This is a genomic window from Halorhabdus utahensis DSM 12940, from assembly GCF_000023945.1.
GTDB lineage: Archaea > Halobacteriota > Halobacteria > Halobacteriales > Haloarculaceae > Halorhabdus > Halorhabdus utahensis.
Map to the genome: position 1 here is coordinate 1,717,721 of NC_013158.1, position 21,520 is coordinate 1,739,240.

Annotated in this window: 18 protein-coding genes; 8 read left to right on the forward strand and 10 right to left on the reverse strand. The window is 53.6% G+C overall.

Going from position 1 to position 21,520, the window contains the following annotated elements:
* Positions 1 to 8: 8 nt before the first annotated feature.
* The 4 genes from HUTA_RS08365 to HUTA_RS08380 all read right to left on the reverse strand — a co-directional run bounded on the left by HUTA_RS08365 (position 9) and on the right by HUTA_RS08380 (position 8,656).
* Positions 9 to 1,139 carry an AlbA family DNA-binding domain-containing protein gene (locus tag HUTA_RS08365; protein WP_079891692.1) on the reverse strand — a complete coding sequence of 377 codons (1,131 nt, stop codon included), beginning with the start codon at positions 1,137 to 1,139 and terminating at the stop codon, positions 9 to 11.
* Complete coding sequence (locus HUTA_RS15085) at positions 1,132 to 2,568, reverse strand: Eco57I restriction-modification methylase domain-containing protein (protein WP_015789459.1); 1,437 nt, start codon at positions 2,566 to 2,568, stop codon at positions 1,132 to 1,134. Before HUTA_RS15085 ends, HUTA_RS08365 begins: the two co-directional genes overlap by 8 nt.
* Before the next feature lie 666 nt (positions 2,569 to 3,234).
* Positions 3,235 to 6,081 carry a UvrD-helicase domain-containing protein gene (locus tag HUTA_RS08375; protein WP_015789460.1) on the reverse strand — a complete coding sequence of 949 codons (2,847 nt, stop codon included), beginning with the start codon at positions 6,079 to 6,081 and terminating at the stop codon, positions 3,235 to 3,237.
* Positions 6,074 to 8,656, reverse strand: coding sequence for a PD-(D/E)XK nuclease family protein (locus HUTA_RS08380; RefSeq protein WP_015789461.1), 2,583 nt, complete (start codon positions 8,654 to 8,656; stop codon positions 6,074 to 6,076). Before HUTA_RS08380 ends, HUTA_RS08375 begins: the two co-directional genes overlap by 8 nt.
* A gap of 55 nt (positions 8,657 to 8,711) precedes the next feature.
* Here HUTA_RS08380 and HUTA_RS08385 point away from each other — a divergent pair, with 55 nt between their 5' ends.
* On the forward strand, positions 8,712 to 9,209 hold the full coding sequence (locus tag HUTA_RS08385) for a metal-dependent hydrolase (RefSeq protein WP_049941261.1): 498 nt from the start codon (positions 8,712 to 8,714) through the stop codon (positions 9,207 to 9,209).
* 57 nt (positions 9,210 to 9,266) lie between these two features.
* Here HUTA_RS08385 and HUTA_RS08390 read toward each other — a convergent pair whose 3' ends face one another.
* Together HUTA_RS08390 and HUTA_RS08395 are read right to left on the reverse strand one after the other, a co-directional pair.
* Positions 9,267 to 9,629 (reverse strand): hypothetical protein, encoded by a 363-nt coding sequence (locus tag HUTA_RS08390; protein ID WP_049941262.1) that lies wholly within the window; start codon positions 9,627 to 9,629, stop codon positions 9,267 to 9,269.
* An 82-nt stretch (positions 9,630 to 9,711) separates the two neighbouring features.
* Entirely contained in the window at positions 9,712 to 10,347 is a 636-nt protein-coding gene (locus HUTA_RS08395; protein ID WP_015789464.1) for a vWA domain-containing protein, read from the reverse strand.
* 136 nt (positions 10,348 to 10,483) lie between these two features.
* Here HUTA_RS08395 and HUTA_RS08400 point away from each other — a divergent pair, with 136 nt between their 5' ends.
* Together HUTA_RS08400 and HUTA_RS15285 are read left to right on the forward strand one after the other, a co-directional pair.
* Entirely contained in the window at positions 10,484 to 11,026 is a 543-nt protein-coding gene (locus tag HUTA_RS08400; protein WP_015789465.1) for a hypothetical protein, read from the forward strand.
* 357 nt (positions 11,027 to 11,383) lie between these two features.
* On the forward strand, positions 11,384 to 13,219 hold the full coding sequence (locus HUTA_RS15285; protein ID WP_015789466.1) for a hypothetical protein: 1,836 nt from the start codon (positions 11,384 to 11,386) through the stop codon (positions 13,217 to 13,219).
* A 93-nt stretch (positions 13,220 to 13,312) separates the two neighbouring features.
* On the opposite strand, the gene HUTA_RS08405 is transcribed toward HUTA_RS15285, so the two are convergent.
* The 4 genes from HUTA_RS08405 to HUTA_RS15290 form a co-directional block, all read right to left on the reverse strand.
* Complete coding sequence (locus HUTA_RS08405; protein WP_015789467.1) at positions 13,313 to 13,549, reverse strand: hypothetical protein; 237 nt, start codon at positions 13,547 to 13,549, stop codon at positions 13,313 to 13,315.
* An 83-nt stretch (positions 13,550 to 13,632) separates the two neighbouring features.
* On the reverse strand, positions 13,633 to 14,865 hold the full coding sequence (locus HUTA_RS08410) for a HEAT repeat domain-containing protein (protein WP_015789468.1): 1,233 nt from the start codon (positions 14,863 to 14,865) through the stop codon (positions 13,633 to 13,635).
* Between the two features lie 63 nt (positions 14,866 to 14,928).
* Positions 14,929 to 16,152, reverse strand: a complete 1,224-nt coding sequence (locus HUTA_RS15095) for an HNH endonuclease (protein WP_015789469.1) — start codon at positions 16,150 to 16,152, stop codon at positions 14,929 to 14,931.
* 6 nt (positions 16,153 to 16,158) lie between these two features.
* On the reverse strand, positions 16,159 to 17,037 hold the full coding sequence (locus HUTA_RS15290; protein WP_143920349.1) for a transcription initiation factor IIB family protein: 879 nt from the start codon (positions 17,035 to 17,037) through the stop codon (positions 16,159 to 16,161).
* A gap of 543 nt (positions 17,038 to 17,580) precedes the next feature.
* Here HUTA_RS15290 and HUTA_RS08415 point away from each other — a divergent pair.
* From HUTA_RS08415 to HUTA_RS08435, 5 genes are all read left to right on the forward strand, one after another.
* The gene (locus HUTA_RS08415) at positions 17,581 to 18,600 is read left to right on the forward strand and encodes a Cdc6/Cdc18 family protein (RefSeq protein ID WP_015789470.1); all 1,020 of its coding nucleotides are present in this window, start codon (positions 17,581 to 17,583) and stop codon (positions 18,598 to 18,600) included.
* 107 nt (positions 18,601 to 18,707) lie between these two features.
* Positions 18,708 to 19,373: a hypothetical protein gene (locus HUTA_RS08420; RefSeq protein WP_015789471.1), complete on the forward strand. Its 666-nt coding sequence runs from the start codon at positions 18,708 to 18,710 to the stop codon at positions 19,371 to 19,373.
* Positions 19,370 to 20,065 (forward strand): nucleotidyltransferase family protein, encoded by a 696-nt coding sequence (locus tag HUTA_RS08425; protein ID WP_015789472.1) that lies wholly within the window; start codon positions 19,370 to 19,372, stop codon positions 20,063 to 20,065. The genes HUTA_RS08420 and HUTA_RS08425 overlap by 4 nt, the downstream gene beginning before the upstream one ends.
* 213 nt (positions 20,066 to 20,278) lie before the next feature.
* Positions 20,279 to 20,959, forward strand: a complete 681-nt coding sequence (locus HUTA_RS08430; protein ID WP_015789473.1) for a nucleotidyltransferase domain-containing protein — start codon at positions 20,279 to 20,281, stop codon at positions 20,957 to 20,959.
* A gap of 81 nt (positions 20,960 to 21,040) precedes the next feature.
* The gene (locus HUTA_RS08435) at positions 21,041 to 21,283 is read left to right on the forward strand and encodes a hypothetical protein (protein ID WP_015789474.1); all 243 of its coding nucleotides are present in this window, start codon (positions 21,041 to 21,043) and stop codon (positions 21,281 to 21,283) included.
* The last annotated feature ends 237 nt before the right edge of the window (positions 21,284 to 21,520 follow it).

A 21,520-nucleotide genomic window follows, 5' to 3' on the forward strand; every position in this document is an offset into this window, starting at 1 on the left:
CACACGGTCTAAATCCCGTCATGCCGTCCAACTTCTCGTGGGAACCCATCCAGAATTTCTCGCCCCGTCAGTCTGTCAGTCGTAGTTCCGGTTCGTACGAAGAACGTCCCGTCAACGTCAACCGGAACTTCAATTGCTCGGTCCACGTTGATGATAAGGATATCTGTTCCATCGACGCGAGCTTTCTCAATGTCTCGGATGACGTTTGAGAGATCGTTGCTCAGAACATTCGCTACCGTTTCTTCCACCTGATCGATAGAATCAAGACCAACTGGGGTTCCGGAATCATCAACACCGATCAGAATGGTCCCACCTTCATTATTTGCGAGCGCGGCTACTTCTTGAGCGACTTTATCACGGTGATTCGGCAGCTGTTCTTTGAATTCGAGAACTTCGCTTTCTTGCCGTGAAAGGACTGTTTTCACGCTGTCTGGGGAGACTCGGAATTCCCCCTGGAATCGTTGCTCAAGCGCTGCGGAAAGTAGATCCGAAAATGAGGAGTAGTGTAACTGGTCTTCCTCCGAGAGGAGACCAGTTTCCAATTCAGCCTCTTGCGGTGCTTCCTCATCGTACCGGATCGGGATGATTGCGAGCGAATCTAAACTCTGTGCAATTGACCCATCAGCAAACTCGAACTCCCGATATCCATTGATTATCTCTTCAGGGTCCCGAGACAGATCCCCAACGTTCAATACAATAATACTCCCAGTCGCCGCAAGTGGAGCGGTATCATAGACTCCAAGATAGAAGGAGTGAATCTCTTTACCACGATTTATCCAATTTTTGCCCACCGAAGAAACGAGCGATTCAACGTTCAGGGCAAACCAGACATCATCAACGCTTCCCGCATTTAGTTCAGCTGCGCCCGATATCTGTCGTTGTGGAGGCTCTGTTGGAGTACCAATCACGTAATCAACATCGTGATAGAAACTGTGTCCGGACGGGGAATAATTTCGTTCAGCGACTAACTCACCTTCCCGAGCTGCTTCAAGCAGGATGTCACTCCTTGATAATATGTCCCTTCCCACTGCCTCGCAGATCACGTCGGTTTGCTTGCGTCCTTGGCCGGAGTAATCTCCTTGCTGGAATAACTTCAGGACCTGTCCCGGGAGTTCACAAAAGTGGTCTGAATCAGTCATCGTCCGTTTGCTCAGTTGCGTTCACCTTTGAACTGTCGGTCAAGCTGTCTGAACTAGATGATGTGAGTTCAGTTTGATGGTTACTGGAAAGGCGCTTTGGGACTGGAAGATCTTCAAGTACCTTGGATTGGAGTCGAAGGTAGCCATTGCGAGCATGATCACAGGTAGCTCGCAGCCATCGTTCGACTTTATCCGTATTTAGATATGACTGTAATTCTACTATATCAACGCTATCCTTCGGAATGAGATAATACACGGAATGGCGCGGAACAATGTCTCCTCGCTCATCTAACCAGAATCGGGGACTATCAGTGATATCTCGAAAGAGAATTTTCTCCTGCAGCATCTGATCCATCGGTGGGTTTTCATGCCATGCATACCACTCTCGCCTCCCCTTCTGAAAGCACGATCTTTCTTCTAGTCTTGACCGGTGCACGTCATTGAGCCATTCGCCAAATGTATCAAGATCCGATTCATCGATGAGGTTACCTGAGTCATCATACGGACAAAGGAATTCTGCAGTTGGATCAACGCTTCTGGAAATCGACTGTTGCTCGAGTTCTTTTCCCGAAATAGTCGGTACACTCCACTGGTCAAACTCAGAAGGTGCTTCCCCCTGTGAAAATACAAATACAGAATCTGCTCCTGTCGCCATTCCGGGGCTAATTCGCTCCGTAATATCGCCCAATGAAACACCAGTCAAATCAAGGTCTGGATCAATATCTCGAACCAGCTGTGACCACCGGGACCCATCAAATGGAAGGGAAACCTCACGTGTATTTCCCTGTCGAGGTACTACTTTCGTCCCATTGGAAGGCGTGTTACTAACAATGGATATTGTTGGGTATGTCGTGTGGCTCGGAAACGAGTCCTCACTCACGTGCTCTAATCGCTGTAAATGATATGAAGAAAATTGCTGCCGCAGAACGTTAGCTGTCTCCGTGTATTCGAATTTTTCTGGGGTGATAAATGCCAGCCTCCCTCCGTCATTGAGCAAATTGAGAGCTCGCTCGAAAAACAAAATATATAGATCAAACCGGCCTGCCGCAGTTTTGAAACAGTTGCGGTAGTTATCTTTCTTTGATTCGTCGATTTCTGTGATGGGAACATAAGGCGGATTTCCGATAATATAATCGAATTCCCCAATATCGCGCTCACTATCCAAGAAATCAAATACTTCAAATTGAACAGGTGCATTCTCAAACTGACTACGAGCCTTCTCAAGTCGGCCTTTGTGGGTATCACAAGCAATCCCCTCTGGAATAGGATGCCCGTGGTCAAGACAGTAATCGCGGACCGCTTCAATAAATGGCCCTTCTCCTACGCCAGGGAAAAGAATTCTATCTCCTTTGGTAGGGGGGGACGTATCGAAAAGAAGTTCTACCATTCGCTCAGCAATCTGATCTGGCGTTTTAACGAACCCCTTCATTTGTTCTTCAATTTGATGGCACACACTTAAAGGTATATATCCCTCGAGACAATATTGGAACCCCTTTTGATAGGAATTTTAGTTTTGTGTAATAATTTTAATGACCGCATGATGGATTTGATTAATATTTGAAACAAGCCAGCGACCCTTGTCTTTTTGATGGAGCCCCAATCAATCTTTTTCAAGAGGGAATTTGACTTGACCCCCATTATTTTCACAAAGTAGTTCAGACCCTCATTCGATGAGTGCGTTCGATGTAGGTGACCATGTCCGTCTCGATATACCGGATCAAAATGATCCTGACTTTGAACGCTTACACGGCCAAACCGGGGAAATTACTGAGATATTAAAAGACGACGCTGGTAAGACAACTGGCGACGGGCGTGACTCGACACTTTACCGAGTTCAATTGGACAATGGAAGAATAGTTGACGTTCGGTGGCGTGATATCAGAAGACCCTGATAGGTAGAGATTTTCGCAATCAGCTTTGGGAGTGATCAACGCTGCAGACCTTTCCATAGATTTACTATATCGGAGAGGTGGAGAGTACCAGCGTGATCAACGTGTCCCTACCACTCGACGCTTGAAGACGGCGGATCCGATAGAACAACAATATATCCGAAAGTGAGCTAATGTATCTGTGATTTTTCGCCATATTCCATGGTTCAATACTCTTCATTAGACGAAACCAGGCCCGAGAGTTCCCCCATCGGTCGGGGGTCAATCTCCAGCCGATCGCCTTCAGCAGTATAGAAAATCGCCGGCGACACTTCTCTATCAGGATACATATGTCGTACAACGTGATAGTAGACGCTGAGTTGCTTCCGATATTCGTCTACGGCATCCCGTGTGAGATCGGTCTTGTAGTCGACGATCTCGACACGATCCTCAGTCACGTGCAGCAAGTCGATCACGCCAGAGATCGTCACCTGTTGTTCTCCAACCGCTACCGGCAGGTACGCGTCCTCTTCGACGAGGAGCGTTCCGTCCAGTCCGTCAATGAAGTCTCGCACCCGCCGTTCATCATCACTCGCAGGCTCGACAGCCTCGCCGGCAGCGTACCGCTCGGCGAACTCGTGAACTCGATTCCCGAACTCGATCCCACGGCCCTCCTCACGATCCTCGAACACGCGATCGTCCATCAAGGCGTGGGGCGACTGGCCAGCCGGCACGTCGGGCTCCGGGATCGACACCTGCAATCGCGTCTGTTCGGTACGGTCGATCCCGGACTCCTTGAGTTCCGGCTCGACGGACTCTGGCTCCAGCGGCAGGTTCTCGAACAGCGGACTCGGCTCCACGCCCGCCGAGAACAGCAGGTGATCCTGTGCTCGCGTCATCGCGACGTAGAGCAGACGGCGTTCCTCGTCGTAGTCACGACCTAGACACGCCGACAGCACTCGATACCGCCAGTTGTCGTAGAGGTGGGGCCGACCGTGTGCCGTTGAAGACAGTTTCGTCTGGCGCAGGCCGATCGGATCCTCGAAACGAATCCGATCGTCGCCGCCGCCCGATGGCGGGAAGCTGTACCGATTGATATTCGCGACGATCACGATCGGATGTTCGAGTCCCTTGGCCGCGTGGATCGTCTGAACGGTGATGGAGTCCCCGCCTGGGTTGTCGTCGATCTCGTGGGTGGCCTCGGCGTCCAGACTCCGCTCGATGAAACGGATCATCCCGCCGAGATTGCGTGTCGTCCCGTCCGAGACGTCCTGCAGGAGGGCGACGAGCGAACTCGCGGAGGCGTCCGCAAAGCCGTACCGCTCGAAGATCTGCCGGACGATCGCACCGATCGACTCCATCGCCGCGAGTCCCTCCTGAAACGAGACCATCGCGTCGGGATACGCTCGCTCGTCGAGAATCTGCTCGACCTCTGCGAGCGTGTAGCCCGCCCGTTCGAGGACGACCGCCCAGCCACGTCGCGAGTCCTCGTCGGCGAGAATCCGGAGCCACGCGAGCAGCAGGATCGCCTGATCGGTCTCGAAGAGCTTCACGCCGCCCTCGTAGGCGACCGGGACGCCGAACTCGTCGGCCGTGGTCTGTAACTCCCGCCCGAAGCGTCGCGTTCGGGTGAGGACCGCGATGTCGTCGTAGCTCGGCGTACGAAGGTCGCCGTTCTCGTCGTCGACGGCGTAGTCGTCGTTGCCGACGATCGTCTCGATCCGGTCGAGGATCGCCTCGCGTTCGCTCGCGCTCGTGAACGCCGCGATCGTCGAGTGCCCGCGCGCACTGTCGGCCTCGAGCCCGTCGATGTCGTCGACGGTTCGCTCGATCGACTCGCTCCCTGTCGCGGGCACCGTCAGCGCGTGCCGTGAGAGGTCCAGGATCAACTGCGTCGAGCGGTAGTTCCGCCGGAGGGGGATCGTGGTCACCTCCTCGACGGGAAAACCGACGCGTTCGTACTCGCCGTTGAGTTCGCGTTTGTACGTCCGGAGTCGTCGTTCGAAGGATCGAATGTTCTCGACGGCGGCGTACTGAAAGCCGTAGATCGACTGTTTCCAGTCGCCGACGACACAGAGGTTGTCGGTCCCGGCGAGCAAGAGTGCGAGCTTGAACTGGATCTCGCTGGTATCCTGGAACTCGTCGACCATCACCTGCTCGAAGGCGATCGACTCCCGGAGCGCGTGATCCTCACAGAGGAGGACGAAAGCGAACAGCTGGAGGAAGCTGAAGTTGAGGTAGTTTCGCCGGAGCGCGAACTGGATGTACTCGACGTACACGTCGTGGACGAAGTCCTTCAGCGCCTCGCGGTCCTCCACGAACGCTTCTTCGGCCCACTTCGCGTCGATCGAGGGATAGCCGTCTCGCAGCTCGCCCTCGCCGGGGGCGTCCGGCAGGAAGCAGCGATCGCGCTCGAAGCCGCTCAGGGAGTCCCGTAGATCAGACTGCGTGGCGCCGTTGGCCCCCTCGTTCGGTGCGTTCGCTTCGGCGAACAACTCCTCGAAGGCCTCAAAATCCCCGTCCAGAGCGGCCTCGCCGTCACGATACCACCCGTCCACGGTGGGAAAGACGCCCTTCGCGGCGAGTTCTCTGATCAACTCGAGTACCGATGTCGGGTCGTTGAGCACGCGGAACACGGCCTCGTGTTCGGGATGGGCGTCGACGAACTGCGAGAGGAAGGTCCGGAAGCGATCGGCCTCGATGACCTCGTTTTCGAGCAGCTTCGTCGAGCCGGTAATCTGGTCGTCGATCCCGAGGTACGACGGCGCGTCTGCCCCGTATTCGAGGAGCAGGTCGTGACAGAAGCTGTGAAACGTGCTGATCGGCGCGTCCCGGAGCGCGGACATCGAGTAGTCACACCGCGCGACGACGCGCTCTTTCATCTCGGTGGCGGCGTTGTTTGTGAAGGTGACCAGCAGCACGTCGTCGGGCTCGTAACCCTCACTCAGTAGGTTCGCATACCGGCGCGTGATGGCGAACGTCTTGCCCGTCCCCGCCCCGGCGTCGACGACGTGAATCCCCTCGGTCGCCTCGATCAGCTCGCGCTGCCGGGCATTCGGCGTCGGCTCAGTCATCGCGACCCTCCTCGGTCAGTAGGAGGTCGCGATGTGTCACGCGATCCAGATTGGGGTCGCCGACTGGGAACGACGACTTGCGGTAGTCGTTGATAAGGGCGATCTGTTCGTCGAGGAACGGCTCGAATGCCTCGACGTCGTCCCGGAAATAGTTCTCGCCACGCAGGTCGAGCAGCGTTTTGAGTGCGCTCTCGATCCCCGACGTGACGTACTTGTACTCGCCGACGCGGTCGCGAGCATACCTGACGAACGCGTCCGCAAACTCTGTATCGAGGAGTGCGTCCTTCTCGTCGATGTCGGGAAACGCGTGCCCGTCGAGGAACTGGGCATACGCATCATATCCCAACTTTTCGAGAGTCTTCCGTCGGTTATTGCTTTCCGCAACGCCCACACAGAGTGCGTCGAAGGCCGTCTGCGTGCCCGCCCACTCGTCGAACGTCTCAGGATAGTACGTCACGCGGACGAGCGCGTCCTCGATGTCTGCGGTCCCGGTAATGGCGTCGTCGACCAGATCCAGGAAGTGATAGAACACGAAATCGATTGGCTCGTCGCGACGAACCCGACGGTGATGGGCGAGATAGAGGAGCGCCTGGAAGTCCGGCTTGTCGTGAATCTCCTCGATCGACGAGCGATCCACGACCTGTGACGCGGATTTCGCCGACCCGCTTTTGTAATCGAGAAGTTGCGTCGGGGAGTGAATGAGATCGACCTTGCCTTTCCCGCCGAGTTCCGGATTTTCGAACCACTGCTCGGTGATCGGTGAATCGATCGGGTGATCGAAATAGTCGGCGACGAGATTCCCAAAGGGCAACACCTCGTACTCGCTGTAGTCACGCTCGACTGGCGGGTTCTCGTCGATGAATCGTCCGATTAGTTCGAGCCCCACGTCGAATTCCGTTTCGAGGACGTCACGATCAACCTGATCGACGAACGGCCGGAGTTCGTCGAGAAAGAGATCGACGAGCTCCGCTCGATCCGCGTCGGCAATCACGTCGGGATGATTGACGTAGAACTCGGCGAAGTCGTGATAGCAATTGCCCTTCCGGAAGTAGTCCCGATCGGGTTGCTCGACGAGCTGGTCGAAGAAGTAATCGCGCGGGCAGTTGACGAACGTGGACAGACTCGACTGGCTGATCGTCTCGATCGGCTCGGGCGCTGCGCTGACCGGGTCGTGCTCGAAACCGGTCGAGCCATCTCCTCGCCGATACGTGTGCGGGATCGTCCCGAAATCGTCGAACGTCTCGATGTCGTCGTCCAGAAGGTCGTGGAAGTACAGACACGGCCGGACTGGTTCGCCGGCGCTGGTCTCCTGAACGAGATAATACTGTTCGCGACCGTTCTGGAGGAGGAGCTGGAACTGTCGGAGGTGCTCACGGTCTTTCCGTTCGGTGTCGATCCACGGCCGATCGATGACCTGGTGGGTCCAGTCTGCATCCAGTCCGAGATAGAAGACGGCGGGCCGGTCGACGTAGGTCGAGGTGTTCGCGTCGGCGAGCAGGACGCCGCTGTCCTCGCGATCGATCGGCACGTCGAATGCACTGAGGTAGAATTCGAGGTCGTCGAGTCGGCCGTCCGTGACCGGTTCGTCCACCAATCCAAGCACACCGAGTTCGTCGCGAACGGCGTCCAGCGTCTGATTCGACAACTCCTCGAACTCCCGAATCGCTTCGCCGAACGTCCACTCGGGGACGTTCGCACAGAACGCCTGTATCGGTTCGGCCGCCGGACTGCCGAGTTCAGCCAGGAGTTTGTCCTCGTCGTCGACGGGGAAATCGATTCCGAGCCCGCGAGCGATCGGTCGCACGTCCCCGACGCGGGCTCTCGAATCGGCGTGCGCTAACCTGAGCAGTTCGAGGAACGTTCGCAGTCCCTCGTTGTCGGCGAACCCGGGGCCACCGTAGAAGGGAATGTCCCGCGCTTCGAGGGCCGATTCGATCAGCGCGGGGAAGGGCCCGCCGCGGTCCATGACGATCGCCACGTCGTCGGCGTTGTCGCTCGTCACGTTGTCCACGATCGCCTCGACGATCGCCGTCCGGGACGCGAAGCTGTGGAACGCCGGCAGGTCGAAGGCCTCGCTCGTGAGCGGGTCGATCGTGTCGTACTCGGCGGGCAGGATCGACCGGTCCAGCGCGCTGAACTGGGATTCGCCGATGACGGCGACGTCGCGGTCCTCGTCGATCCGGTAGGTGTCGAGATCGCGGTGTGCACTCGCGACGGACGCGATGACCTCGAGTACCTCCCGCGTCGCCGTTGTGTCGTAGCGATCGTATTCGAGGATAGCTTGGCGATCACCTGTCTCCTCCCAACAACCGAGGATCAACTCGACCAGATGGGCGGCCTGCTTCCAGGGCAGTGCCGTCTTGTCTATCACTTCGACAAAGAGCTGTCGTTGGTCCTGCGGTCGGAACTCGTCGGCCGCGAGCATCTGTGGTGTGGCCGCGAACCGGCCAAGTCGTGGGTGGTCCAGCCGTCGATTGAGCGCAAGACTGAGCGGCGCGTCGACCGTCAACACGAGATCGTAGCCCGCTACCGCCTCGAAGAGATCGTCGATAGAACGAGCCCGTTGAACTGGCATACTCTGAGTCCTGCCTGACGTAACAAAAAAGGGGTGTCCCGTGCCACTACCACACGTGCATCGAGAGGGCCATGTCGGGGCTGCCTTGCTCGCCTACGCGCCGGTCGGGTTCATCGTCTTCGTCGTGGGCTTCGAGGGGGCCGCAATGGCCGGAGCAGTCGGGGCCGGTCTCCTCGCCATGGTTCCGGATTACGACCAGCACGTCCCCGGTATTACCCATCGGGGGCTCACCCACACAGTCTGGTTCGCAGCCCTTGTCGGGCTCGGGCTTGGTCTCGCTGGCGTCGCAATCGGATCAAACGACGGTACCCTCACAGCCATTGGGCTCGGCGTGTTCGGATTACTGGTCGGGACGGTCACGATCCTCTCACACATCGCCGCAGACGCTCTCACGCCGATGGGTGTCGAACCATACGCCCCGGTCCGTGACGACCACTACTCCTACGATGTCGCCCGAGCGGCGAACCCGATCGCGAATTATGGATTACTGGCTTTGGGTATCGCTGCATCAGGAGTCGCATTAGTGGTAGGGAACGCCCTTACGAATATGTGAGAGTCTGGTTCTGATCCAATTGGATCATAAGGTCTCCGAAGCAAGGATTAGTTTCAGCTACTCGGGCCGAGAGTCCGTTACACCCGGATCTTGCCAGTCTTCAGCGTCGTGTTCATCCCATGGGAGGAGATAGACCCCTTTCTCTGCTCGGTCTTGGCAGTCCAGATCATCCATCAGATTGTTCCAGCGGGCTTCTATCGTGTCGCCAGCTTGATCTTCGAGAGTCTCGTCAAGCCTGTCGATCAGCAGCTCCTTGTGGCGGGCCCAGCGCTCACCCCCATGTTCACCGAAGACGTCTTCGTACCCTTCGCCCCGAAGAAGACGAACCAGCGTCGTCAGCCGTAACGCACGGTCGTCACAAATATCGAACTTCTCCTTGAGTGTATCGCACATTCGGCCGGCGCAGTCTGATGCGCCCATATCAGGATCGTCTCAATTTGGCCGTATATATTCTCCCCCCAGATTCTTCTCCTACGCGAAACAGCGCCACAGACAGGTCTCCCTACGTTTCATCGTCGATATCTCGTTGCCGTTGGCGGTCTTCATCAGTGAAGCCGTTACTCTCGCCGGTCTGCCGTGCTCGACTGATACTCTCGGAAGCAGACTCGTAGGCTTCCTTCGCCCCTTCGCCACTATGTGACATGCTGAGAGAGCTATCAGCATCCATTCCGACTTTCTCAGCTGTTAGTGCCGCGTCCTGATTCGCACCGATGAACAAGAATTCCCAGCCCTCCTCTTGGCGGGTCTCGACTCGGTCCCGAACCGCGTCTTGTGGTGTCTCGGAAGCGTTTTCCTTGCCGTCCGTGAGTGTGACCACGATAACGTTGTCCGGTTGGTTCGCCGGGGCCATCGCTTCGATACGATCGGCAGTCTCATCGATCGCACGAGTGATGGCATCGTGGAGCGCAGTTCGACCGCCAGGTATGTAATTCTCCTCTGTCAGTTTATCCGCCTCATCAATCGCCCGATCATGGTAGACCAGTTCGACGGTGTCGTTGAAATCGTATAGCGTGACAGTTGCTTCGCCGTCTTCGTCTCGCTGGTCTTTGAGAAATCTGTTGAAGCCGCCTCTTGTATCGTCTGCTATCTTTTCCATGGAGCCAGACGAGTCCAAGACGAACGTGATGTGAGTCAGCATACAAATGATTGTAGATTGTTAGATGGGATAGTCGTTTGGGTAAAATATGAAAACGAGTCGTGAGTAAGCCGATTCAGGAAGTTCTACTGGGACAAATGCAACCCCATTGCTACTACTCAGACGAGAGATGATCAACATGAGAATCGAAACACCCGAACGTGGTCAAGATCTTCACCACCCGAGTGAGGGTTTCGAGAATACTGTCTTCGCGTTCGATCGCGACTACACAGTAGATGTCAACCCGCCACGGGAACCAGACAGGGAAGCGGTCCCGCTGGAGTGGGTCGGATATCTGGCTCATCATACTAATCACATCGTCTACGCCATCGGGAATCAGCTACTCAAACGAGAGGCCGGGATTCCTGGTATCGCAGAGATCGTCGAATCGTATTCTGAAGTGGAAGGGGCCGATAGCGAGTCGGACAAGTTTAGTGCTCGGCCGAGTCGTCGGGAACGCGTCCGAATGTTGGCGGATCTCTACCCAGCAGCGAACGAATATATTGTCGTCGATGACGTGGATCTATCCGCCCTTCCTGGGTGGACTCATTATCCGTCCTGGGAGTTCGTTCCAGCAGCTCAAGAGAAAACCATCGTGGACGACCTGCCACCGACACAGGACGCCCTCGAGAATGTTGAGGTGGAACCTGCGACAGACGGAACCGCCTCCCACTTTTCATGATCTTCAATCAATGTGGATTCGTCGTAATGCGATGGTAGATCGTCATCCGGGACACCGACCAGACCTCTGCAGAATGTCTGCTCAACCGCACACACGGTTAAGTTATTACAAGACTATTGTCAGCACTTTATTAGGATGCAGGTAAGTTCAGTTGCGCAGGTATGAATTGCAACTTCTCCTGAAAGTGTGAACTGAACTTCGGTGGAAATTTCATTCTCAAACTAAAACGAAAAGTTGAGAAATGAGAGGGAGTCCACACAGATATACCAGGGAGCAAAATCTCGTAGCACCTCTCAGAACCCTCATGCTCAGCTACCCAGGGACAATGCCACAAACCATTTCTAACCAGGATTATTAATGAGTTCTTGCACATTTTCCACAGGAGATCTGCAAGCACCAGACCACTCAAATAGTAATGTATCCTTCCCGAAAGAGTGGTCCTGTCCGCATGAGGCTGTAGAGGGGCGGGAAAAATGCATATTTCATCTAACATCGAAGGAACGGGAAAGGGACGACATCTCAGACGAATATGTAGCTAACCAAGCTCGGAAACTTGCTACAGAGAGAACTGAGAAAGCAACGCTAATTGGAGCGAATCTCCCCGAGTTAGACTTAAGTGACACGATTGTTTCGAGTGAATCAGGTGGATTGTTAGATCTTCGGTTTTCATCGATTTCTGGTGAACTCAACTTCAACGACACACTCGTCGAAATACCCGTCTCAGCAGTAGGTGCAGAACTCACGGGCGGAATAGAGCTTCGAAACACGACCTTTGAAAAAGAAGTCTCCTTCTATGGTTCACGCATCAAAAGTACAATTGAAGGGATGGCTGTGCAGTTTCAGGGGAGAGCAATCTTTGCTCGCATTTTGGCGTCATATTCTGTGAGATTGCGTGACAGTACCATTTTCGAGAAAACAGCAACTTTTTCCCAACTTGAAATTAAAGGAAAACAAGGCTCTTTAGATCTTCGACGTGTACTGGCTAAGGGCCCGTTCTATGGACGTCAGATTGACGTTCCAAGATTTGATTGCAGCGAAACAGTGTTTGAAGGATTTTTTGGACTACTCGGGGCACATATTCGAGGGGACGCGAATTTCAGGGATTGTCATTTCAAGTCACTAACTACTTTTGGAGATGGTGATCGAAAACAGATTCCGGATAATACAGAAATAGAGGGGAGTGCGGACTTTACTTCGGTGCTTGCCGATCAGACACTCAGCTTTGAAAAAGTCAAATTCAAAGGGGAACTTGACTTCACTGGTAGTTTCTTTGCTCGTATAGTGCGGCTTGAGTTAGTGACATTATATGACGGTGTCAAGTTGAACCAATCTAAGTTCAAGGGGGGCCTCGAATTCAAACCACAGTATACGACCTCTGAGGGAGACTATTTCACCGTTACCGCAGCGGAAACGTCAATATCTTCAGGGATACTTGCCCAACCGGGACAGGCACAATCAGTCCCGATCCGTTTCGAATTTGTCGATGCAAACCTGGGAGACGTCTCCTTCTATGAGACAGAATTAGAGGGGGAACCGTTTTTGCTTGGAAATTATACCTACAAACCGTCCTCACTTGATCATGTGAAGTTTGTGCGAACTCGGTTTACCGGATTTGACTTCACATCATATCGGACGGCATTTGAAGGGAACTGGACATTGCATCGGTTTACAAATGCAAATGAAAATCGCCATCAATCAGATCTCGATCCTGTCGATTTAGAATTGACATATATGTATGGCAAGCAAGGTGCGAACAACATTGGTGATAACCTGGCTGCTGCAAAATTCTTCCAGAAAGAGATGGAATATCGCACGAAGAGATACCATCCAGCCACGAAAAATATATATGGAAATAGTTGGTTGAAGCACGCCGGACTTCGATTATGGGGACTAACAAACTTTTCAGAAAGTCCTACTCGAGTCTTTTCTTTGGGAGTGCTTCTAACCGTCGGCTTTGCAGCGTTGTATGGGATTCTATCATTTCTAGGGATTGCCAACGCACCGTATTCAAACGCGCCGCTTGGCACCGGATATCTAATTTTCAGTGCCGAATCTTTGATTACCTTGGTTCATGCCCCAGGGGCAATTGTCAAAGCATGGGAGATCCGTCTACTTTCCGTCTTTGAAGGGTTTCTTGGGGCCTTCCTGATAGCGCTCTTTGTATTTTCCCTAACTAGGGCGGTCCACCGATAGAATGCTTCCATCCCCTAGGGATTCCTAATGCAGGAGCGTGCACGATTGTTCGCAGATAAAAAGTGACACAGCTCAGAAACACCAGATTGAGTCTCAATCCATTTGTCGAAATCTGTCGATATCGACTTCCTCATCTGGGACTATCGTGGCGTTGACGTAGTGGCTGTTCAGCGATCCAGCCAAGCGCCGTTCATCAATCTCATCAAGGTCGACGATAGGGACCATTGTTTTCCCATCTTCGTTTCCGTAGTACTTCCCGTCGATAACGACACCCTGCTCAACCAGCTTGTGCGATTCCCCCTGTTCTTGCGCGCTAATGATGACCGCCATTGCTCTCACACCCCATATACGTACACGATACGGAACTGAATGACCTTCAAACTTCAAGGGTCGAAATGTTTTCTACCCACGCTTCACCCAACTGTTGATTTATCGATATCAAAAGCCCGTAGTTCGATACCAGCTATTGGAAGCCTGTGGCCATCATTTTGACTGGTCACAAATGGGGCAGTCCCTGAAAGCCGGAATGTGACGGTCCATTCGCCATCAGTGCCGACAACACAGAAATTCTCAGCTCCAGAGTCGACGGTGATGATATCGAACGTGCGAGTATCCGCACCGAAGTCGACAGTCATTTTGTCACCCTCAACAGCGTACATAAGCGAGATCTGTATCGGATGGACTCGGCCCAAGCCGGTCACCAGAGAGTGAAGTGAATCAGACGTTCGGCGGTCGTCCATCGTCCACCTGATTGAGGAGTTCTGCTGCACTAGAGTAAACGAGTACCCCTCATAGGGGTTCTTCGCAGTCACAGTACGAGTATCGCTGGTGCCAACGTCAATCACTTTCCCGCGGAGATGTCCTGTCCGGACGGGTGCCTTCGTCCTGATCGATATCCAGTCGCCCACCTGGAGAGAGGTAAAGTCAGCACCCCATCGAGTGACTGTGTGACGAGGGAACGTAGCTTCTCGCAGAGCATGCTGTGTGTCGATGGCAACGTCCGCGTCAGGATCTTCATGGGTTCGAAGCGTTTCGATAGCGGCTTCCGATCCGATTGCACCGAGTGCTATCGTCGCAGCTGTCCGCACCTCCGGTTCGTCGTCAGTGAGAAGAAGACATACAGTGTCAACATGACTCGAATCCAAGCCACCCACTCGTTCGAGATGAGCAAGCGCACGACAGCAATGCTTTCTAACAGACGGGTGAGGGTCCCGAAGCAGGTCAGACAACATTTCTTCCCAAATGAATATTTTACTAGACCGGCCGAATGCGACGAGTTCGGTCGTCCACGCAGCACTATGACGGACCCAGCGGTTGTCATCAAGGAGTAGCTGCTTGAGAGTGCGAAGGTCGCCATGGTCGAACCGCTCCGGGTCGGCCGCTGTCCCTTCGCTGATTGCTCGAGTGAGATCAATCCGAATCTGGTCGTCAGCATTGCTTTCCCGGAGGAATGCGAAGATATTACCCACGATCGGCTGAACGGCTTCGCGATTTTCCTTCGACACTTCACACAGTGCTTTCGCAATCGTCCGTCGTGTCTCACTGTCACTCCCTTTCAAGACTTTGACGAGGCGGTCGGTATCCTCGTAATCGAGTGACGATGGATGCTCCCAACAACGCTCGAGAAGATCAGTTGATACCGACATCACAACCCCCCATTATATTGCTATAGATTTGGCCGCCACTATCCATTTTTGGGATTAAATTATTCAGCGGGTGACTTCGGAGATCCGTTGACTATGGTAGCTTAATTTCTCAGGGTCCAAATCGTGTTCCCCATCGACAGTCAGAGTACTACCGTGAACAGTATCATCATATTCATGATGTATCTCATAAGTCCCGGGATCAATCTCTATCAAACCGTAATCAAAGTCTGCATGATGATTCGGACATAGAACCAAGATATTACTTGGCGTGTCTGGTCCGTTATGCGGCTCACCCAGCGGCTTGATATGATGTCCCTCTGCGTAGCGTTTATCTGGACCCTGATACCGGGGACTATCGCAGACCTGACACTCGTAATCGTATGCTCCTTTTAATTCTTTGACGAGTGTCGTGTTGCGGACTGTCCGACTAATAGTCGTTTCGACTGAATCCGGGGTAATCACGTCGTCTACGAACTCTTCAGAGTCAATATTCGAAGAATTAGCGGCATCTAGTATAGCCTGCGAATCGCTAACCTGCTCATCCTCGTCTGTCAATATTGAGTCAAATATTTGCATTTCGTCGATCAACAATTCATCCGAAGAATGAGAACAAGCCCGTTTGATATGCTTTTCAACGGTCGCTTCTGATCTTTCGATCTCCGATGCAACTTTTTCGAGTGTCATTTCGGGATCCTGAGCCCATAGTTCTCGAACGTTCTGGCAATCCTCTTTGGTTAGATTACCTCCCCGTTCCTCAGTTGATCGAGAGCTCGTAGTAATATCGTGAGAACAGTTTCCGTTGACGTGTTGAACAACGGCCTCATAGCTCCACCGAACATCCCGTGCAACATCCATAATGCTTCGTTCTTCGTCGTCGAAGAACCGCTCGCGGAGCACGGCACAGTCAGTTTCCGAAATCGGCTCCCGATCACTGATTTCGCTCCGAGCCACCGTGGGCGCATCGTTATTATGTGAGCACTCACCGGTGAGATGACGAGCAATTGGCCGCCATCGTGTCTCGAACCGTTGCTCTAAGGTCTCCGTATCGAAACCATCTGCGAATAGGTTTCGGATCTCCTGGCACTGATCAGCATCTAATTGATGACTGACCGGCGGGTCGATTGGTTCAATTGCGATATCGTGACTACAGTCTCCGTATAGGTGGTGGCGGAGTTCCTGTTTCTCGATATCTAGCTCCTCCACCAATGGATCAAACCCGGTTTGCTGAGAGTATTCACGTCGGATTGTCGCACAACGCTCCGGCGAGACCACAGATTCTTCCATCATGTTTGTTCACCTCAGAACCTCTCGATATTCATTGATTGTATGGTTGGTCACAGAGATTATATCTGTCAGGTCATCACGTGTCAGGTCAGGATGGTTATCATCCACTCGTTGGTTCGCTTCCAACACAGCGGCACAGACTCCAGCCTCCGTACTACTGTTTTCGTCGACCAATTCGGAATGTCCTTCAAGAACCGATTTTGCTTCTGCCACGACTGCAGGTGAAAGGTCGAACTCAGATTTGAGCACGGCAATTCCGTGTTCGGCATCTTCGAATCGGTGGTTCTCTATTGTGTATTCTGTCTCGTGGTATATGTGTCTAAGTATTTTTGTGTACTCGGTTCGGATCGTCACTTCGCTCGGGCCCACAACGTCAGACACCTTGCTCTGTGTGAGTTCATAAGAACAATCGTTTAGATATTGACCCGCAAAAATTGTACTCGCTGCAATTGTTGTCGGAGCGAGGTTCTCTAATCGACCAGATAAGGAATCCACAATATCAAGAAGGATATCCATCTCCTCATCAATCGGAAGCTCTTCAGCTGTCCTTTTGAGCGTAATCTCAGGCCGCGGTGGTGGCAACGGAACGCCAGCTTCGTTTAGAATTCGCGTTGACACCGTTTGTAATCGCTTATCTTTGATTCGAGCTTCACCCGCGACATCTCGGAACGTTGCTCCGCAGTCCTGATGTAATCGCACCGTGGCGTACACACATGTGGCACTGAGATCATCAAGTCGACTGTATGTGATATCCTCTTCAATTATTTGATGATATATGCGAAGAGCTTGTTTGACAACGGATTCGGAAAGACTGAGACTATCGCCCATTCGTTCTATTTCACTCGCAACATATCGAACGCCAGCGGTCTGGAAATCACTTTGACTCATTGAATCATGGTTTGCAGAGATGTCGTAAGTAGCTTATCGTGCTAAAATCAGCCGCTGTGGGGGTTGTGTATGCACTTACCAAGACACTATTGACCCGGAAAATATACGTAACGGAGTCCTCACTCTCCTCAATATAGTTTTACAGTGCTGTGATCGACGAGTTCAACCTTCGGTAGTTTCCATCGATATTGATCGGAATGTCCGTTCATCACATACTCGACTCTATCTAGATCTTCAAAAGGTACTGACTGCGATTGCAGTAATAGGAATATGACACTTATCCTGGGAGTTACCATCCCATCCTCACTACTGGCCAACGGCCAAGATCAGACTAATTCCATGTAATTGAGCCTTGTTAAAATATTTGATATCTGATCTTATAGCGATCGAGAACAAATTTGGCGTTTCTGACGATACATTTCGGGATGAGTTCGCGACCTGACCAAGCCAGGACCTCATTCGAACCAGTAGCATGGTACTCTTTCTGGAAATTCCGGAATTGCCCCTCCGCCATTTAATATGTCGGCTGATTAACGAACGAATATGCTCAGAGACGCCCGCTTCCTCCGGGAGGAGTTCGTTCCCCGAGAGGTGGTCCACCGCGATCCGGAGATCAACCACTTATCAAGTGTCCTCCAGCCACTCGCAGACGGTCGCCCCGCCGACACGGCGTTCATCAGTGGCCCCTCGGGGTCAGGCAAGACGTGCATTTCGAAGTACACCGTCGAACAGCTGAAAGAAGAAAATCTCGATGTCGAATCCATCTACGTCAACTGCTGGAACGACCACTCGCGTTTCCAGGTACTCTTCCGAATCCTCGACGAAGTCACGAGTACCGTCGATATCCATCGCCAGTCAACGCCGCGTGACGTACTGTTCGACCGTCTTCGCGATCACGACGGCCCACCCTGTGTCGTCATCCTCGACGAGGTCGACCAGCTCGCGGACCGGAAGGTCCTCTACGAACTGCTTGGCTTGCAGTCGTTCTCGCTGGTCCTGATCGTGAACGACGTCGAGGAACTCCTCGCCGAGGTGGACGAACGCCTGGCGAGCCGCCTTCGCAGTGCCGAGCGTATCCGCTTTCACGCGTACACGACCGACGAACTCGTCGACATCCTCCGCGAGCGGGCCGACCGGGCGCTCACGCACGACGCGATTTCACAGGAGCAACTCGAGGCGATCGCCGACGAGGCTGGCGGGGACGCCCGCGTCGCGATCGCGACGCTCAAACTTGCCGCGCGACAGGCCGATCGAGACGGTGCCGAGCAGATCACGACCGACCACGTGAAGCAGGCTGTCCCCGACGCCCGCGAGGAACTCCGCCAGAAGAATCTGGACGCGCTATCGGAGCATCAGCAGGTGATCTACGAGATCATCGAGGAGCACGAGTCGATCGCCCCCGGCGATCTGTATCCGGAGTACCGGTCTCGCGTCGACAATCCGAAATCCGATCGAACCGTTCGGAGCTATCTCAAGAAGATGGTGCGGTACAACCTGGTCGCGGCCGAAGGATCGACGCAGGACCGCCGCTATCGGAGTCTGGCACCGCCGAGTCCGTCGTGATTGCTATAACCAGCAGGCGAAGCCTGGATCCGAGCATGACGGCCAATCACGGCCCGACGATAAGATACTTTACTCTTGCACATCTATGTGCAACCATAAGAAGACAGATGTATACTGCATGCGGCGAAAAGGAGCTGAAGACGTTGCTCGCGATCGATCCGGGCGATACGATCGTCGGCGTCGCACGGAAGATCGACGAGAACCGCGAGACGATCCGCCGGACCGTCGATCGTCTGGAAGCCGAGGGCTACGTTGAATACGACGACGGACTCACTGTCCTCGACGACGGGGTCCGAGACGCTGGACTGCAACTGCTCGCGGCCTCGGCAGGCGTCTCACCACCGTCAATTTCCGAGGCCTACGTCCTCCCGCAGTTCGCCAATATGGACTTCGCGTTCACCGGGATCGACGCGGTGTACGTCTGGACGCGTGGCGGTTACCAGGTCGCGCGCGAACCAGACGATTATCCCCTCTTCATCGCCGTCGAGGAATCCGACTTCGAAGGCTGGGAGCGATTTTTCGACCAGTTCGATATCCCCGTCTCCCGCGAGCGACAACCGCGCGAGAATATCGACGGCCCACTCCAGGTCGTCGTCGAATCTCGTGACTCGATCGACGCGGAATCGGTCGACGGCCGTCCGGTCATCACGCTGGACGAGACGGTCGAATTCGCCCGGGAATACTACGCCACGTTCCAGTCGGCCTTATCCATGCTCGATCGCATGTACGACGAGGTCGACAGCGACGCGGACTACCGGATGGAGCCAGCATGAGCCAGGAAGAACGCAGCGAGGCCCTGATCGAGGTGCTTGAGGACCTCCAGGAGTCGGACATCGACTTCGTGCTCGTCGGCGGGTATGCCGTCAGCCAGTTCGAAACGCGCTTCTCGACTGATCTGGATCTCGTCATCGCTCCCGACGAATACGACGATGTCGTCGCGTTTCTCGAAGCCCATCACTTCGAGCGCCAGGACGCCCTCGAAGTCCCGCCCGAGGAGACCATCTACGATCGAGAAATCGAACTGTTCGAGCGCTCCGAGGACCTCGTCCATCCCGTCGGCGTCGACGTGCTGGTGAACGGCCTTGGCTGTCGGCAGACCGACGCGGAGTGGTCGCTCGCGTATCTCCGCGATCACAGCACCGAGCGAGCGATCTCCGGTGGGTCGAAATCGACGACGGCGCGCACGGCAGATGGCGAGATTCTGGTCGCCGCGAAACTACACAGCGCACGCCCGACGGATCTCGCAGACGTACTGGCTGCCGTTCCGGAAATCGACCTCGATATCGTCGAAACGCACATCCACCGTGGCGACCCGGGCGCCTTGCAGGCGCAACTCGAAGACGCACGGGAGTTCATCGCGGAGGGCGGTCTCGACCACCGGTTCAAGAGTCTATTCGGCCAGTCTGCGGCGTCGAGTGACGATATCGACGCGTTACTCGAATTTCTCGAAGGACAAATCTCCTGATAACCCATCATAGAAACGTTCCCTACCCGATATCGAGTGTAAGAGTGTGAGAAATATAGAAAGGATGTCTTGATATTCCGATATCTAGCCGATTTCTATTATGACCCGCGTGGCCGATAAAGAGGATGTATCTCCCATAGAAAAGCTCTATAACGGCCTGCTCAGCGTTCTCATATTATAATACCCGTCGCATCGCCGTAGTTAATCTTCCAAATGAACTGGAGCAAGACTCTTACCACTGTTTGTGAAAATATGGATAAAATGGTGAAACTGGAAAGGGAACTTGAGAAAGTGGAGAAATACCTCCGGGAAGAGTCCATTTCAGCGTTTGCGACTGGATCCCGTATTCAGGGTACAGGCAACAAAATGAGTGACTTGGATATTGTAGTCATTGATGACGTTAACGTAGAGGTCGTTGGGAAGGAACTTTCGGAGGAGATAGATGCTGGATGGCCAGTTGATGTCGTCCATTACAGTCTGGAAGATATTTTACACCGTATTGACCAATATGACCCATATATAGTTACAATGGTACAGTCAATGGAACCGCTGACGCTCGATGAGAAGATCGAAGCCGATCTCCGCAAAGCGGTTACGACAGCAGACCCAGACTCAGAGTTTATCGAAAATATTGCTGAAGTTAATATCTATAGAGCGGCAGAGAGCACTGCTCAGGCAATAATCTATGAAGCATATATAAAAACTGCTGAGAAGGGCTACCGTCACGTTCCTCCCCAAGAACTACCAGACTTGGTATCAGAACTCGAAATAATGCCAGGTTCGTCTCTCGACAGAGTTCTTGAATTAAAACGGCAGGTCGAGCATCCTGAAGGCGATACCCGTGAAGCGTTTAATGAACTCGTGAGTATATACAAAGAAACACAAATAATATAGCATACTCTGGGGATTACCAGATAAGAGCGGCGTTAAATTTATACTTTTGAATCACATACCCAATGATGGGTGAATCGGCCCATGAGCATTGACCCAGTAAACGAACCCGCCCCCGGTTTCACTCAAGGCCAGATTCGGGACGCTGACCGGTTGCTCTCCGATGGTACGCTGTACAAGGAGAATCCGAACGAACACATCCAGTTCACGGCTAACACCGACGATTTCGAAGAACACATCACGGTACCAAAAGACAACCCGCAGGCCGCCCACGCGTCGGCGTACCAGGATGGGGACAAGATCGGTCAGGAGCCGTTGGACGAATAGCTGGACTTATCCTGGCGTATTTTTAAAAGAATGATTTGAAACGAGGGTGGAGTATTTGTGCTTTGTATCATACACTGGTAGCCGAATATATAAAATGGTAAATATCCCGATAGTCCACACGGCCATCTACTGAGCGCCTGTTTCACTCCCACTCATAGAACACAAAATATTGTAAACAGTCCTATGACAGACCTCTCCTGATGCAGAGCAAGGCCGGTCGCCGACGTGCCGGATGTT